The organism is Colwellia sp. NW0002-52-1 (assembly GCF_057550865.1).
The window spans coordinates 38,702-55,248 of the sequence record NZ_BAAJLU010000009.1; the positions used below are offsets into that span (position 1 = coordinate 38,702).

Sequence of the window (16,547 nt, forward strand, 5' to 3'; positions counted from 1 at the left end):
GTAGGCTTGGTTAGATCCGGCGTGTTTTCTTGTTCGAATCCATACATTTTTACAGTCTACAGCCATGTTATATTTTGGTGTTTTTAACGGCTATCACTCAGCGGTCGAATTTTTTTCATCATTTAGTATGAATAAGGGGATGAGTAAACCGTTGCTATTGAGGTTGCTCCATAGCAACTGAGTACAATGCAGGCAGTTGATATATTGCGTAATGATCTTCGAATATTTTTTTAATTTCTCCCGATGCAATCATAGCTTCAACAATATCAGCAACCGCATAACCTAGTTGGCGATAGTCACTTTTAACCGCCATGCCAATATCCCATTGTTGTTTACCAATATTAGGAAAGGCATTTGACGCTAATTGATAATTTAGCGAAGCAAGTTGCTGCTGGTAATAACTTATCTGGCTTCTTAGCCCCATTACTGCATCAATTTTTTGCTCATGCATAGCAGTAAAAGCCGATTCCACAGTGTTAAATTGTTTGGCTCTTTTACTCATTCGACCGTTAAAAACTGACATTAAGTAAAACTGAGGAATTGAATCTACTTCTACACCAATGTCGTGATATTGAAATACTGCCATGGTGCTAACATCTTCAATTTTCTGATTATTGAAGGCTATTTTCCAAGATTCAGTATGGTAGGGCGCGAACATATGTACTTGTTCATGCACCAACTCTCCAATATCATCACGCAGAAGAGAATATGCTTTGTCGTATGGTACGCGTAGCATTAAGTCGGCGACTGTGCGTTTTAGAAAGTGGCCTTTCCAGAGGTTATTGCGTAAATCGCCTTCTACGTTTTCATCGGCAGTTACCCACCTAAAACGAAGTTTTACCCCTAATTTTCTGGCAATATGTTTAGCTATAACAACGTCAATACCTTTAGCTTCGCCATTTTCCTGATACGAAAAAGGGGTATAGTCTCGGTATACTGCCACTACAATTTCATTACTTTCAATAATGTCATCATAGGATCGAGCAAAAGCTGTTGAGCAAAAAATGCTACAACAACTTAACCAAAAAATTAACGTTTTAAAGTTACTTTTTTTCACTGACAGACTCTAACCAAGTACGAATTGACCAAAGTGCTTCTTGGTTTAAATGCTCTGTCATTTTCGGCATATAAACTGCGCCGTTGCGCACAGCACCGTTTTGCACTCGATAAACGTACCATTCATCGCCGTCAAAATCGCTGGCAAGTTCCCGTAAATCGGGAGCAATACCACCTGAAATTCCTTCTAAACCATGGCAGCGCGCACAATTTTGGTTATACGCTGAAGCGCCAACACGTAAAATCTCTTTGCGGGTATCACCTTCAGATTCGCGATACGGGTTGGTATCACTCCACTCTTCACCTAACGTAGGTAATGTTGAGGTATCAATTGATTGTGGTGTAACTGGGCCATGAGCCGCAATACCGAATGAGCAAATTGCTATCAATGCAATTAAATAGCAGCGGCCTTTATTAAGTTTTATCATTGTGAGTACCTCATTTTCTACGTAAGTTATTCGTGGAGTTTAATTTTGATAGCCTCATCATAAGGATGTGAGCTATGTTCAAGAATTATACTTTAGCGCGTTAGGCCTCCTCCTTTAGTATGAGTTTATCGTGTTTATAGCGTGTGTTTTTGTTTATAGCATTAATTATCAATGGTTTGCGGTGGTTATTGGTAGGTGTTGATGATTTTAAATTTAAGCAATTATTCTATATGCTTAAGGTTGATAGCTCGATTCGACTTTATAGTCTTGGGACTTTGCTAATGTTTGAGTTCACCATGTTTTTAATTGTTATTTTTACCGTGTTCATATTTACCCAGTCACTGTCTGCGATAGTAAATATAAGTGCTAAGAAGCAATTTTTTGCTATTGGTTTGTCGCTAATTTGCTTAACAACTCTAGCGCAACCCCAGCCTATTACGTTACAAATTAGCTATGTTAAGTTTGATCAACAACAAGCTAGCAATGTGCTGAATATTTTCAAAATACCAGAAGATAGTGGCTATACGGGGGCTGAACTTGCGATAAATGACTCGAATACTACTGGTAAGTTTTTAAAGCAGCATTTTACGTTAAGTCATTTTAGTTCTGAAAAAAGTGATGAATTTTTGCGATATTTAGATGCGAAATATCTACAAGGGCAACAAATTTTTATTCTTGACGCCCCCCTAACTGAGTTAGTTAAAGTTGATAAGTGGGCGAAAAACAAATCACTGCTACTTTTTAATGTGAGCGAGTCGTCAGATGAATTACGCTCTACTCAGTGTTTAGCTAAGGTGTTTCATACCAGTGTTAGTAACGCGATGAAGTCTGATGCGCTTGCTCAGTGGCTATTATATCGTCGTATGAATAAGGTGTTATTAATACAGGGCAGCAAAGTAGAAGATATTGAGTTGGCGCATTCATTTAAGCGCTCAGCGAAACGTTTTGGCATTAAACTTATTGGCGAAAAACAATGGGATTTTAATACCGACCTTAGGCGTAGCACTCAGCAAGAAATCCCATTATTTACTCAAACGGTGCAAGATTATGATGCGGTTTATGTTGCAGATAAAAGCAAAGAATTTGCTGAGTTTATCCCTTTTAATACCTATTTACCTCGCCCAGTTATTGGCTCAGCTGGCTTAGAAGCGTTGGCTTGGCATGGTGCAATTGAACAGTGGGGCGCGGCGCAGTTACAAAATCGCTTTACTGATTTAGCTAATCGAGCAATGAATGAAACCGACTTTTCGGCATATTTAGCGGTGCGCAGTATTGCCCAGTCAGTACATAAACTGCATTCTAAAGACAGTGAAAAGCTTAAAGAATATATTAGCTCAGATAAGTTTGAACTCGCGGCATACAAAGGCCGCAAGCTAAGCTTTAGGTCTTGGAACCGACAATTAAGAATGCCACTAGCGTTGGTGCACCCTCATGCTTTGGTGTCGCAATCACCTCAGCCTGGTATGTTACACCCCGTCACTGAACTTGATACGCTTGGCTTTGATGCTCAAGAATCTCACTGTAAATAAGGCTCACCATTACTTATGAAAACTATAAACCTTGTTAGCGTACTTTGCTTCGCCGCTGCTTTGCATATCAATACGAGTTATGCCACTGAATTCGCTTATGTTACGAATGAGAAAGACGATAATATTTCGGTGATCGATTTAAGCCAAAATAAAGTCATAAAAACCATACCTGTTGGCGAGCGACCGCGGGGGATTATTTTTAATAAGCAACATTCACTGGCCTACATTTGTGCCAGTGAATCAGACCGAATTCAAATTTTAGATCTTAATACCGAGCAAATTGTTGGTGAGTTACCCTCTGGCGAAGACCCTGAAACTATTGCTTTACACCCAAATGGTAGAATTATTTATACCTCCAATGAAGACGATGCACTGCTTACCGTGATTGATATAGAAACCGCAACGGTTGTTGCTCAAATCGATGTTGGTGTTGAGCCTGAAGGGTTAGCGGTGAGTCCTGATGGAAAAATTGTGGTAGTTACCTCAGAAACCACCAATATGGTGCATTGGATACACACTGAAAATAATACCAACTTTGCCAACACGTTAGTGGGTGCTAGACCTCGCTCGGCTAAATTTACTGACGACGGAAAGTTTTTATGGGTTAGCTCTGAAATTGGTGGGGCCGTGGTGGTGCTTGATGTAAACACACAAGAAATTGTTAAAGAGTTTACCTTTGCTATTCGGGGTATACACCGTGATCGAGTTCAACCGGTGGGGGTAGAGTTATCAAGCGATGGTCGCTTTGCTTTTGTGGCGCTTGGCCCGGCAAATCATGTAGCGGTTATTGACCGTAAAACCATGGAAGTTGATAAATATTTGTTAGTTGGTCGCCGTGTTTGGCAATTGGCGTTTAACGATGATCAAAGCCAATTATTAACTACTAATGGCATCAGTGGTGATGTTTCGGTGATTGATGTTAAAGCAATGAAGGTGACTAAATCTATTAAAGTAGGGCGTTACCCGTGGGGCGTAGTAATACGAAACGTGCCATGAGCATAGTGACTAATCAGCTGAGTTTTCATTACGGTAAAAAAACGGCAATTGATAATTTAAGCTTGAATATTAACCGTGGTTTTAACGTGTTGCTTGGGCCAAATGGCGCAGGAAAAAGTACCTTGTTTTCAATGTTAACAGGTCTTTCTCAAGCAACTTCAGGTAGCGTTAATATTAATGGTTTTGACCTTAAAGAAAATCGTCCTAAAATCATGCGTTCAATGGGCGTGGTTTTTCAGCAAAGTACACTAGATTTAGATTTATCTGTAAAACAAAACTTAGTTTATTATGCTGCGCTGCATGGTATTTCAGCATCGCAAGCACTGAATAATATCAGCGATATATTAGCGCAATTGCAATTAACGCAACGGCTTAATGACAAAGTGCGTTCGCTAAATGGCGGGCATAGACGTCGAGTTGAAATTGCCCGTGCATTAATTCATCAACCCAAAGTATTACTGCTTGATGAAGCTACCGTAGGTTTAGATATTGATAGTAGGAAAATGATCACTGAATATGTGGGCAAACTCTGCAAAGATTTAAATATTTGCGTGTTATGGGCAACACATTTAATTGACGAAATAGCAGAGAATGATCAACTTATATTGATCAACGAAGGAAAAATTACCGCACAGGGCGTAAGTAGTGAACTATGTAAGGCAAATAACGTTGACGATATATATCAGCTGTATCGTCGATTAACCACCAGTACGGAGCTTATCTAATGAGCAGCCAATATCTGTATTGTTTTAATGGCATTGTTAAGCGTGAAGTTTTACGTTTTTTTCAACAACGTTCGCGGTTACTTAGCGCACTGGTTAGGCCTTTATTATGGTTAGTAGTATTTGCAGCAGGGTTTAGGGCGGCTTTAGGGGTGTCGATAATGGAACCTTACGGCACGTATATTACTTATCAGCAATATATTACTCCTGGCCTTTGCTGCATGATCATTTTATTTAACGGCATGCAAAGTTCGCTTTCAATGGTTTATGACCGCGAAATGGGTAGTATGAAAGTGCTATTAATGAGCCCATTACCGCGGCCTTATTTATTGTGCTGCAAATTAATTGCCAGTGCTTTGTTATCACTTTTACAAGTCGTTATTTTTTTACTTTTTGCCCAGTTAGTCGAAGTAGATATTCCACTATTGGGTTATTTAAGTGCAATACCCGCTATTTTCTTAATTGCGTTCTTTTTAGGCGCGCTAGGGTTGATGTTATCTAACTTGATTAAACAATTAGAAAACTTTGCAGGTGTGATGAACTTTGTTATTTTCCCGATGTTTTTTCTGTCCAGTGCATTGTATCCACTGTGGAAGATGAAAGAAGCGAGCATCTGGTTATATTGGATTTGCGAGTTTAATCCATTCACTGCGTGTGTTGAGTTGTTAAGATTCGCACTTTATGGGCAGTTAAATTTTTCTGCATTGTTAACGGTGTTAATTGCCACAAGTATCGCATCATTTTTTGCACTGATGAGTTTTAAGCCACAGCTTGGGCGTAAGTAAGAGTTAACTCATATTATTATTTTAAGCTTAAGCAGGTGAGAAGAGTTTCTCGGTTACATGAATAACCGCTTTGATGTAATATTTTAATGACTGCAGTAATGATTAACTCAAGAGTCTAGAGTGTAATCAATTAAGAATGGTATCTATATTTACTGCTAGTAAACTGAAAACATTAGTACTTTGAGAGTTTTAGGCTCAAAGCAAGAGCTACTATGCGTCCTCCAAAATAAAGAAGGTCAAATAAAGTAGGGTCAGATACACATTAAATTTTAGTTGCCTGATATCCTCTTAAACGAGCAGCATGGTCAAGCTCTGATCTTAACATTTCCCCTTTTACACCACCAAAAACAATTAATGTGTATCTGACCCCACTTTATATTTAGCGACTTGTTAAGATACGCTGTAATTCCAAGCCCCATTTGACGCAACCACTATTTTATCCGCTAGCTTTTTAGGAATTTTAATATTGATGTTTTTGATACTCAAAATTACGTAATCAAAAATAATTCCGTCAATTTGTTTACCCGTTATCTCAGCTAGTGGAATTTTCATTGGTTTGTGGCCAATACGAAATAGAAACATAACTCCTAAATAAAGCTCAGTGTTATTTACACCAACAGTAATACAATTACGGTAGTTAACTAATCCCATTTTAATGGCGTTAAAGTAATATTTTTTTCCATTAAATTTTCTCGTACATGGATATTGTTTCGCTAAATAATGCCACCCACCAAATTTTGACAAAATAAAACTGACACAACACCACATTACAATAAAGAATATAGGGAAGAGCTGAGGGTATTCTTTGATAATTACATCCATGTTAATTGAGATTCCTCATGTCTTATTAGAGACAAAAATTAATTTGTTGAAATTTGCGAATCAGGAGTAAAACCAACTGTTTTTTGTCCTGCTTTAATGACGCGTTATATTTTACAGTTCAATAACCGCAAGCATATCTTCATCGTCTTCATCCATACCGACTTCAGAAAAACCAAAGCTAGAGTAAAACTCTTTAGCGACAGGATTCTTTGGGTTATAACAAATTTCGATTTCTTGTAAATCCGTTACTTTTTTTATTTCCGCCAAAGCTAGGTTAAGCGCAATACGTCCTATTGATTTTTGTTGATGTTTTTTATCAACCATAAATCGCCAAATAGAAACTTTAATCTCAGATTCTTTTACCCACATAAAAAAACCTACAGGCGCTTCTTTCAAATAAATAACTCTGGTTTCATAGCCGTCATTGTACTTTGATTCAACTATTGACCACATATTACAAGCTACAAAGTATTCTTGCTCTTTTGTGACATCGAGTTCACAAACTGCTTCATAATTTTCTTTTGTTACTGGGCGAAGTGATATTTTCACAGTGTTTCCTTAAAATATAACACCTGATTAAGAGGTGATGAAATGTTTGGCTTAAAGAAGTGAGGCATGAGTAAAAACCAACTGATTTTTTGTCCAGCTTTAATTCATCGTTATACGCTACAGCCAAATTCATCCAATGTACCCCAGAAAATAATAGCTACAAATAATAACCAAGTTATAAGTACTAATTTACGTCTTAGAGAATAATTAGATACGTCAGAGACTTCAGGGATATGTAATAATTTCATTGGTAAATGCAAAAAGAAATTAATATTGATTAGTACTAGTGGAGTAATACTTAATGAAAGAATTAAAGGTCTAGCACGATCAAACTGACACTCGAATGAAAGCCCAAACCAAAAGGCTAATACAAAATATAAGATAACTAAAATCCATTTTAAAACACTATTGCTCATTGATATCCTTGTATATAACGTCAAAATAAGAGACTAAAAATGGCGTAAAGTGAGCAGCCCACTGTGTTTAGCCCTTGTTGATTTTTTCATTAGCTTCATTCACCTTGAAACTAGAATATATAAAAAATTTATTGTTACTCACAAGATCTTTTACAACACAAGTCACTTTATATACGCCAATAGGGTCATCGGCTTTAGCTATAACTCCTACGCGATCAATAGCTAAACCTAATTGACCTTTAGGTAATGCGGGTTTGTTTTTCCATAATTCAGTATTTTTATATTCTGCATAGACTGATCCATCTGGCTTTAGGATTTGGTAATCTACTTCAGCTATACAATTCCCATTTGCATTAGCAGAACAACCACTAAATATGACTAAAGCTTCTATTGGTTGGCCTTTTTCTACACTCTCTGATTCTGAAATATGATAACCAGGGGTTGGAGCTTCCCAGTTCTCTAACATCTTTTGTGAATCAGTAGTCATGAATATCATGGCACCGAATTCACCAGAAGATCCTTGAAAACTGTTTGAGATATCAGGTTTATTATTCGTATGCCATTCTTCAGATTTTACAGGATAAGACAATAAACACATTATTATTAATAGAAACTTGATGATGTATCCTCCATGAAGCTAATAGCCCGCTAAGAGGCTAAAATAGTTAGTTAAAATAAGTGACGAAGGATCAAAAACCAACTTCTGTCCTGCTTTAATGACTTTTTAGAAGTTATTTTCAAATAAAGCATCCAATTTAATATATTTATTTATTTTAACTAGAAAGTACTCATTGTAGCCTTGAGGCTCGTTCTCCTTGGCATCTAGCGCTTTTGGCCATTTTTCTTTTACTTTTTCAAAGTCTAGAATCCCTTTTTCTTTGAGAGAGACTAAGGCTTGATAATTTTCATGGTCATTCTCCACACCCCATTCGTATGGTTCTTTGAAAGAGGTTAATAGTTCGTTAAAATTTTCAAAGTGGCTAAATTTAACAATATCTGTTGGGAGAAAAATACGATCTTCGCCATCCAAGCTAAATATTTTGATACTACCGGTTGTCCATATACCCCTAAATTTATTTTTTGACAAAAGTAAAATAGAAGCTTTAAATCCAATATCTGTAGATAATGATTTACAGCTATCAACACTGTGTTGGCTAAACTCAATTAAATCAGGTCCAGCACCCTGAATATATTTTTTAACTCTAAAAGATATATCCTGAACCATACAGTAAGAGTGACCAAATGAACTTTCATAAGTTTTACTTGGAGCTCTTATTACCTCCTTCTCCAAATTTCCGTAAACAATAATATTTTCCCAAAACACATCATCGTTAATATGTTTGAAATAAATAGGTTTGCCCACAAGCGGAGGCCCTTTAAGAACTGTTGCGGTACAAATTGAAGATAATGTCACTAAAAGTGATAATAATATTAATCTATGCATGATTTCTAACGCCCCCACTTAGAGACAAATGATAGTTGATTAAAATAAGCGAAGAAGGAGAATAAACAACTTTTTTTGTCCTGCCTTAATGACTTTTTAAAAAGCATTTAAGCTCTTTCTCATTGCTACACAATCCATAATAAAACCGCGAGGATTATTATATTTAATAACTTCGTTGCCTACATAACCTAACGAGCGATAAAAAGGTGCAGCATTTAATGTGGAGTCTAAATAAATGGTGTTTATTCTATTTTTGATTGCTAAGTTCTCTAAATACACCATCATTTTTTTTCCAACACCTTTTCCCATAAATTCAGGTTTGGTGAAGATAGCGTAAATTTTATTGTCGCTATAGCTAAATGCTCCTAGGCCAATAATATTTTTATTTAAAGTGGTAACATAAAAGTTGCGCTCTAACTCAGCAGCAAAGCCCTCAGGCAATGAGCCATTAAGCCATAAATCAATAGTTTCAGGTGAATAATGATTGGTACATTCAGCTTTTATTGATTCTTTACGGATCTCCCAAGCGACAGCTATATCATTTACATTAGCTTTGCGTATTTCCATTGAACCTCCATGTGCTTTCTAACAGTGTATTAATGCGTATTTCGATTTAAGACACAATAAAATCGAACATAAATAAAGCATAATACTCTTTTTTATTACTATTATTAATACGTTATCAGCAATCATTTGTCTTTTCAAACTTCACCCTGTTTGTAGGAACTGAGGATTTAGGTAAGTGGTCCTCAGATGACACATTATATATAATTGAAATGAGAAACATCGCGTATAAGACATCGCTCTTAAAGCAGTGGATTAAAACAGGTTCAAAAGTATCTTATAAATCATACTAACGAGGCATGTTGTTCAATAGTTCATGCACATACTCTGTTAATGTCGTAAGGGTTAGAAGGTTGATACGGCAATTAAAAAACATATTCTAATCAAACAAAATAAAATACCACTTAATGACTAAAGGACGAATTAACACGCCACTTTTTAGCTTGTTATTGTGTCGATAATATTTAAAAACTGATTAAAAAAGTGATTGAATAACTGATTTTAAACTTAATTCATATTGAATTGAAACTAAACATTGAGGATCCAAATAATGATAAAAGTTAGTGTAATGTATCCAAATTCGGCGCGTGCAAAGTTCGATATCGACTATTACTGTAATACTCATATTCCTATGGTAGTAGAGTTGTTGGGCGATGCTTTAAAAGTTGGTGCTGTAGATTCTGGATTGGCTGGTGGTGCACCTGGTGACACACCCGCATTTATTGCTATGGGTCATATGACTTTTAATTCGGTAGAGGATTTTCAAGCGGCTTTTGGTCCTAATGCCGAAGTGATAATGGCTGATCTTGCTAATTTTACCAATGTAGAGCCGACCATTCAGATAAGTGAAATCAGAATATAGTGGTATGAAGTTGAATAAAAAGCATAAGTTGACGTTTTAAATTGCGATTTACGAATAAACACAGGGGAGTAAATTAGTCATACTTTAGCAGGATGTAACTTGAATGATATTGTCGTAACCAATTGATTTTATATTGTTTATTTTGGTTTTTTGATTCTTCTCCCTATGGGGGGATATTGATTAATTTAGTCATCAGGTTACATTAACAGCTCTTCATTTTGTTTTGAGAGTTGTTATGAAACGGACGTTAACTTTTTTATTTATATGTGCTTCACTCCCTGCTTTAGGGGACGGTATGAATGGTGTTGAAAATATTAGTATATATGGTCAAACACCACTTTCCACCAATGACCTAGCACAAGAAAGTTCCTTTGGCAGTGTGCAAACCATAAACGCGGAGTCGCTAGCACAATCTCAAGCTATTTCGTTAGCAGATCACATGAAAAACAAGCTAACAAGCTTGCATATTAATGACATACAAAACAATCCTTTTCAGCCTGATGTGCAATACCGTGGCTTCACCGCTTCACCATTATTAGGCTTACCTCAGGGAATCTCTGTTTATCTAAATGGCGTACGATTCAATGAACCCTTTGGCGACACGGTCAACTGGGATTTAATCCCGCTTGCCGCGCTTGATAAGGTCGCGTTATTTGCTGGTTCAAACCCTGCCTTTGGACAAAATACTTTAGGTGGGGCGCTAGCACTAACGACTAAAAATGGCTTTAGTTATACCAAGCATGAGCTTGAAGCGCGCTTTGGTAGTTTTGGGCAACAACAATTTACCGTGCAATCAGGTGGCAATAATGGCAACTGGGGCTATTACATCATTGCTAATCAATACCAAGAAGATGGCTGGCGAGACTATTCTGAAAGTGAATTAAAGCAATTTTTAGCAACACTGAGTTATGTTGATGAAGACCGTACTATTGATTTTACTTACTCTGCGAATAATAACCAATTACTTGGAAATGGCGCTGTGCCTGAAGTACTAGCCGAATTAGCAGGAAGAAGTGCCATTTACACTCAACCTGATAAAACTCATACCAGATTTCAACAATTCAGTCTTAAATCTGACAGTGTCATTAACGAGCAAATGTCGTGGCAAGGCAATGTTTATTATCGTAAAAATAAAATTAACAGTATAAATGGTGACGATAGCGATTATGAAGAGTGTGAGTCTGGTGCGCTTTATAGTTTGTGTGAAGAAGATGAAAACGATGCGTTAGAGCGTGTTCATTTTGTTGGCTTTGATGAAGACACTTGGTTAAGTGAGCTAAGCGATATTGATGCTGATGACGTTGATGGTACTTATAATACTGGTTTTACTGATAACGAAAGTTACGGTGCCGCTTTGCAATGGGTACGAGCCAGTCATTTTGATGCAACCGATGTGCATGCCACATTAGATAACGAATTTATTTTTGGGCTTGGCATTGATAAAGCAGATATTAGCTTTAGAAGTGATACCGAATTCGCCGTGCTGCATAACGATACTATTACTGATGATCGTTCAGTAACGGGCATTGGCTTATACGATATGGAGTCTCGTGTTCAGTTAGAGGTGAGTAATAAGCAGCATTATTTTTACTTCTTAAATACTTTAGCCATTGGAGACGATTTAACCGTTAACCTTGCTGGTCGATATAATCGTACTCACATAAGTATGCAAGACCAGATTGAAACCGGGCCAGGTTCACTTAATGGCGAACACTATTTTAACCGTTTTAACCCTGCAATTTCAGTTAACTACCGCTTAACGCCTGACTATACCTTTAAGCTAAGTTATAGCGAATCATCACGCGCTCCTAGCCCCGCTGAGCTAAGTTGTGCAGATGAAGAAGATCCTTGTAAATTACCCAATGCGTTTGTTGCCGATCCGCCGCTTGAACAAGTGGTAGCGAAAACCGTTGAAGCAGCTTTACAGTTTGAAAATGATAACTTTTCTGCTTTAGCAACCGTGTTTTCAACCATGAGTTATGAAGACATTATATTTCAACAAGCGGGTAATAAATCAAACCAAGGCTATTTTATCAACCTTGATAAAACGCAACGACAAGGTGTTGAATTGGCTGCCTCTACCCAAGTAAACTCGATTGATTTAGGCGCAAGTTATAACTATTTAAAAGCCACTTTTGAATCGCCTTTTGTCTCTTTTAGCCCCGTAAATCCTTTAGGTGCAAACAGACAAGTTGAAGTGGGTGACAATATTCCTGGCCAACCACAGCATCAAGTAAAGTTTCATGCAAATTGGCAGTTCAATGATGCGCTAAATATTGGTGCTGAAATGTTGTATGCGTCTTCGTCATATTACCGTGGCGATGAAGCGAATGAGAATAAAAAAATTCCATCGTACGCGGTAACTAATATTTATTTTAATTATCAGATAACTCAACAACTGCGCTTGTCAGCGAAAGTTGATAACCTTTTTGATCGTAAGTTTGAAACTTTTGGCACTTACGGTGAGGCAGATGAAGTGTTAGAGGAAATTTATCCTGATACGGAGTTTGATGAATACTTTGTTGGTCCATCTAGACCGCGATCAGCGAGTATTAGTATTAACTATCAATTTTAGTTATTAACTTTAGCCATTAACTTCAGCTTGTAGTTATGGATGCATAATCTCAACAGTACGGTGCTAATTTGACCGTACTGTTTGATGATTTATGCGAAGCTAATGGTTATGCAGCAACGATATTTTGAATTGCTGTTTTAGCGAATTGTTTACATTTTTGGAGAAACTCAGTGCACTCAAACTTATCGACAACAAACGCTAACGCTGTAAATTATGAGCGAGCCAATATTGTTGTTTCGCCATTGCGACAGCAAATATCGCAAGAGCTTCACAATAGACCATCTCCCCAGGTTGATGTGCCCACCTCAATCACACATTTAGCTGTTCGTTTAACAGAGCAAGAACGTGATTTAGAATATCAGCAAATATATACCTTATGTCAGCGTTACAACGTTAATCCTCCCATACGTGAGGCAAGTTGTTATTATCAAGATTTTGGTGGCTTTGAACTTCGTTGGGAGCGCCATTTGGAGTTTTCAAGTTATAGTTTTATTCGCAAAGGGCTAGGTAAATCACTTTTTGATGGTTATGCCACTGAGTTCTTACCGCAAGAATGGTTTGATAATATTGTCGGGGAGCTTGCAAGCGCAGTAAATTTAGTTATTCACGAAGCAGAAATATCTGAACAAGCACTTTATCATGCCTTTGAGGGTCATCAAGTACTGGGTAGTAATGTGGCAGATGATCGCGCCAATGTTTATACCTCATTTAAATTACACAGTGATGGCTTTAGCCGAATTCTCATTCAAAGTAAGTTACTTAATAGTTATCAAGCTGGGCGTTTAATACAGCGCATGTTAGAAATTGAAACCTATCAAATGATGGCGTTGCTGAGTTTACCTATTGCCCGAACGTTATCGCCTAAAGTGGCAAAAATGGAAAACGATTTAGTCGCGATTAATCAGCAAATGGCTGATAGCCAAAAAGTTAATGACGGCGAAATGCTCGACAAACTTTCAGAGTTAGCGGGTAAAACCGAACAACTTATTGCTGATATTAGTTACCGTTTTAGTGCGACCAATGCGTATTATGAATTAGTGTGTTCTCGGCTAAAGCAATTAAAAGAAAGTGATATTGCAGGAACTGAACGAATTAATGAATTTGTTACTCGCAGGCTTAGTCCTGGTATTCGAACGTGTCAGGCATTGTCTGTGCGCTTAGAAGATCTAACCCGACGTATTGCTCGTGCAAGTAGTTTATTAAGAACCCGAGTTGACCTAGCTATAGAACAACAAAATCAACAACTGCTGTCAGCGATTAATCAGCGTGGTGTAGTGCAATTACGTTTGCAGCAAATGGTCGAGGGAGTTTCTGTCGCTGCTATGGCTTATTATTTAATGGGCTTACTCGATTATGTTTTGAATGCGATAAAGTCTTCAGGTTTCTCGGTTAATAAGGTAATGGTCAAAGGATTTGCAGTGCCTATTATTTTGATTTCTACTTGGTTGTTGGTTCTGATTGCTATTCGTTACATTAATAAAGGGAAAGATTAAAAAGTTAAATAAAATAATGTCGTTTAATCAATTTCACAGATATACCTTCAACTTTTATGTGATATCGTCAAGATTTTAAGTGAGCGCTAGAACAGTGTGCTAAAGACATGATATTCATTTTATCCTCCTTATATCATCCTAAAGCATTACACCTTTATCGTACGACTAAAGGGCAGTTTATTTGGTTAAGTTGACTCATTTTATTTACGGCTGAATTTTTTATTATAAATACACATTTATAATAAAAAACCGGAAGCATAAAATGACTAAACTATTTAAAGTAAGCGTGATCTCTGCAACATTAGTTATGGCCGCATTTAACAGTAATGCCGCTGTTGAAATTTACGAAAATGACGGTATGACTTTTAGTGCCGATGGCCTAGTAAATATATTCTATGTAAACAGCTCAATTGAAACTACCGACGCTAGCGGCAATGCCAGCGACAGAGATCAATCTCGTGTTCGTATGGGTTTTTTGCCGAACAATATTGGCTTTAACTTCTCTAATCAATTGTCAGATTTAAAAATAGGTATGCGATCTTCATTTTGGGTTTCTGTAAACGACACAGACCAAAGCCGAGACGCAACACCCGATGATTTAGGTACTGGCTCGTTAATTGATGTTAGACAGTTCTACGGCACAGTAAGTGGTGATTGGGGTGAAGTTTTACTCGGTAAAGATTTTGGCCTTTTCAATAGAGCTAATATTTTAGGTGATGAACTACTGCTCGGTTATGGTCAAACGTCAGATTTTTTTGGCTTGGTTGATGGTGGTAATGTTTCGTTTGGTAATATAAGTACCGGTTACACTTATCCATTTCCAAAAGCACAAATTACTTATCGTTCGCCAGAAATGAATGGCTTCAATTTGGCGGTAGGTATTATGGACCCAAATAAAACCGGTGCTGATTCATCAGAAGATTTACCACGTTTTGAAGCTGAACTGATGTACACAACAAGCATTGATGCAACAACAATAAAAGCTTGGGTGAGTGGGGTTACTCAGTCGAGTGAAGCGAATGGTGTTGAGCAAGACCAGTCAGGTATTGGTTACGGTGCTAATGTTAAATTGGGTGGTTTATCAATTACAGCATCAGGCTACAGTTCAGAAGGCTTAGGGCATGTTGCAGGCTTAGACAGTATTGTAGGTGACGATGCTATTGAATCTGACGGCTACTTGGTGCAAGCATCTTACACGATGGAAGATAATCGTTTTGTAGTTACTTACGGTGAAACTGAAGTGAAAAATACCGGCAGCACTTTAGATGCAACACATACCAATACAGGTGTCGCTTATTTTAGAACATTGCGCCCAGGCCTAACGCTTGTATTTGAATATAATAACACTGAAGCAGATGTTACTGACTCGCTGGTAGGTGAAGACAACAATACCTTTGCTATTGGTTCAGTGATTACATTTTAATCGTAATACAGAATGTTTTAAGTACATTTAAAAAAAATACATAAGAAATATAAATACTTGGAAAACGCAATATTCGAGCTATACATAGAACAATTATTGCGTTTTTCAACTGTAGGCACACCAAAAGATGAGTTTTCTACAACTTTAGGAGGGTTAAATTATTAACGGTAACCTGTTATGGTTAGGCCGCTTATTCATTTTACGGTAGTGCTTTTATGTATAAAATTTTGGTTGCAGATGATCATCCGCTTTTCAGAGATGCAATCGTTAATATTATAGGCATAAAGTTTCCTGGTTCAACGACCTATGAAACGGAAGACGTTGACTCAACATTAGCATTTGTGAAAGAAAACGATGATATAGATTTAATACTTTTAGACTTGAACATGCCTGGTATGTCGAGTCTTAATGGTTTGTTAGATATTCGTAACGAATGCCCAACAACACCTGTTGTTATTGTCTCGGCAGAACAAGAAAAACAAAAAATATTACAAACAATTTCTTATGGTGCCGTTGGCTTTATCTCTAAATCGTCGTCAAAAGATGTTATTGGTGAAGCAATTGAAAGTGTTTTTCAAGGTAACGTATATTTACCGTCTGATATTATGCGTTCGCAAGTTAACGACACGAGCACTAAAAAAGAATTTCAAGTTGCCCCCGAAAACATCTCCTTATTAACTCGCCGTGAACTAATTGTGTTAAAACACTTAACTAAAGGTGAAGCTAATAAACAAATTGGTTTTAACTTACATATTTCTGAAACTACGGTTAAATCACACGTATCTTCAATATTGAAAAAGTTGGGGGCGTCTAATCGGGTTAAAGTGGTACTAGGCTGTAGCGATGTGGATTTTAATCAATACTTAAAACGTTAAGTTGAAAT

At 37.2% G+C, this 16,547-nt stretch carries 17 protein-coding genes; 9 read left to right on the forward strand and 8 right to left on the reverse strand.

Going from position 1 to position 16,547, the window contains the following annotated elements:
- Positions 1-154: 154 nt before the first annotated feature.
- A complete protein-coding gene (locus tag AC27H3_RS10675; protein ID WP_487106054.1) occupies positions 155-1,057 on the reverse strand; it encodes a substrate-binding periplasmic protein in 903 nt (300 codons plus the stop codon).
- Positions 1,044-1,484, reverse strand: a complete 441-nt coding sequence (gene pedF / locus AC27H3_RS10680) for a cytochrome c-550 PedF (RefSeq protein WP_487106056.1) — start codon at positions 1,482-1,484, stop codon at positions 1,044-1,046. Before pedF ends, AC27H3_RS10675 begins: the two co-directional genes overlap by 14 nt.
- Positions 1,485-1,765: 281 nt before the next feature.
- Between pedF and AC27H3_RS10685 the strand changes: the two genes are divergently transcribed.
- From AC27H3_RS10685 to AC27H3_RS10700, 4 genes are read left to right on the forward strand one after another with little or no spacing between them, the layout of a single operon-like run.
- On the forward strand, positions 1,766-3,013 hold the full coding sequence (locus tag AC27H3_RS10685; protein ID WP_487106058.1) for an ABC transporter substrate-binding protein: 1,248 nt from the start codon (positions 1,766-1,768) through the stop codon (positions 3,011-3,013).
- A gap of 15 nt (positions 3,014-3,028) precedes the next feature.
- Entirely contained in the window at positions 3,029-4,009 is a 981-nt protein-coding gene (locus AC27H3_RS10690; protein WP_487106060.1) for a YVTN family beta-propeller repeat protein, read from the forward strand.
- Positions 4,006-4,734 carry an ABC transporter ATP-binding protein gene (locus AC27H3_RS10695; RefSeq protein WP_487106202.1) on the forward strand — a complete coding sequence of 243 codons (729 nt, stop codon included), beginning with the start codon at positions 4,006-4,008 and terminating at the stop codon, positions 4,732-4,734. The genes AC27H3_RS10690 and AC27H3_RS10695 overlap by 4 nt, the downstream gene beginning before the upstream one ends.
- On the forward strand, positions 4,734-5,516 hold the full coding sequence (locus tag AC27H3_RS10700) for an ABC transporter permease (RefSeq protein WP_487106062.1): 783 nt from the start codon (positions 4,734-4,736) through the stop codon (positions 5,514-5,516). Before AC27H3_RS10695 ends, AC27H3_RS10700 begins: the two co-directional genes overlap by 1 nt.
- Positions 5,517-5,906: 390 nt before the next feature.
- Here the strand turns inward: AC27H3_RS10700 and AC27H3_RS10705 are convergent, their stop codons facing one another.
- The 6 genes from AC27H3_RS10705 to AC27H3_RS10730 form a co-directional block, all read right to left on the reverse strand.
- On the reverse strand, positions 5,907-6,338 hold the full coding sequence (locus AC27H3_RS10705; RefSeq protein ID WP_487106064.1) for a hypothetical protein: 432 nt from the start codon (positions 6,336-6,338) through the stop codon (positions 5,907-5,909).
- 111 nt (positions 6,339-6,449) lie between these two features.
- Positions 6,450-6,887: a GNAT family N-acetyltransferase gene (locus tag AC27H3_RS10710; protein ID WP_487106066.1), complete on the reverse strand. Its 438-nt coding sequence runs from the start codon at positions 6,885-6,887 to the stop codon at positions 6,450-6,452.
- Positions 6,888-6,997: 110 nt separating this feature from the next.
- Positions 6,998-7,303 (reverse strand): hypothetical protein, encoded by a 306-nt coding sequence (locus AC27H3_RS10715; protein ID WP_487106068.1) that lies wholly within the window; start codon positions 7,301-7,303, stop codon positions 6,998-7,000.
- Positions 7,304-7,370: 67 nt separating this feature from the next.
- Positions 7,371-7,892 carry a hypothetical protein gene (locus AC27H3_RS10720; protein ID WP_487106070.1) on the reverse strand — a complete coding sequence of 174 codons (522 nt, stop codon included), beginning with the start codon at positions 7,890-7,892 and terminating at the stop codon, positions 7,371-7,373.
- Between the two features lie 135 nt (positions 7,893-8,027).
- The gene (locus tag AC27H3_RS10725) at positions 8,028-8,747 is read right to left on the reverse strand and encodes a hypothetical protein (protein WP_487106072.1); all 720 of its coding nucleotides are present in this window, start codon (positions 8,745-8,747) and stop codon (positions 8,028-8,030) included.
- A gap of 96 nt (positions 8,748-8,843) precedes the next feature.
- On the reverse strand, positions 8,844-9,314 hold the full coding sequence (locus AC27H3_RS10730; protein WP_487106074.1) for a GNAT family N-acetyltransferase: 471 nt from the start codon (positions 9,312-9,314) through the stop codon (positions 8,844-8,846).
- A gap of 547 nt (positions 9,315-9,861) precedes the next feature.
- On the opposite strand from AC27H3_RS10730, the gene AC27H3_RS10735 reads away from it, so the two are divergent.
- The 5 genes from AC27H3_RS10735 to AC27H3_RS10755 all read left to right on the forward strand — a co-directional run bounded on the left by AC27H3_RS10735 (position 9,862) and on the right by AC27H3_RS10755 (position 16,539).
- On the forward strand, positions 9,862-10,173 hold the full coding sequence (locus AC27H3_RS10735; RefSeq protein WP_487106076.1) for an EthD family reductase: 312 nt from the start codon (positions 9,862-9,864) through the stop codon (positions 10,171-10,173).
- 235 nt (positions 10,174-10,408) lie between these two features.
- A complete protein-coding gene (locus AC27H3_RS10740; protein WP_487106078.1) occupies positions 10,409-12,748 on the forward strand; it encodes a TonB-dependent receptor in 2,340 nt (779 codons plus the stop codon).
- A gap of 170 nt (positions 12,749-12,918) precedes the next feature.
- Positions 12,919-14,241, forward strand: coding sequence for a DUF3422 family protein (locus AC27H3_RS10745; RefSeq protein WP_487106079.1), 1,323 nt, complete (start codon positions 12,919-12,921; stop codon positions 14,239-14,241).
- Positions 14,242-14,503: 262 nt separating this feature from the next.
- Positions 14,504-15,664 (forward strand): porin, encoded by a 1,161-nt coding sequence (locus AC27H3_RS10750; protein WP_487106081.1) that lies wholly within the window; start codon positions 14,504-14,506, stop codon positions 15,662-15,664.
- A 215-nt stretch (positions 15,665-15,879) separates the two neighbouring features.
- Positions 15,880-16,539: a response regulator transcription factor gene (locus AC27H3_RS10755; protein ID WP_081178085.1), complete on the forward strand. Its 660-nt coding sequence runs from the start codon at positions 15,880-15,882 to the stop codon at positions 16,537-16,539.
- Positions 16,540-16,547 lie beyond the last annotated feature (8 nt).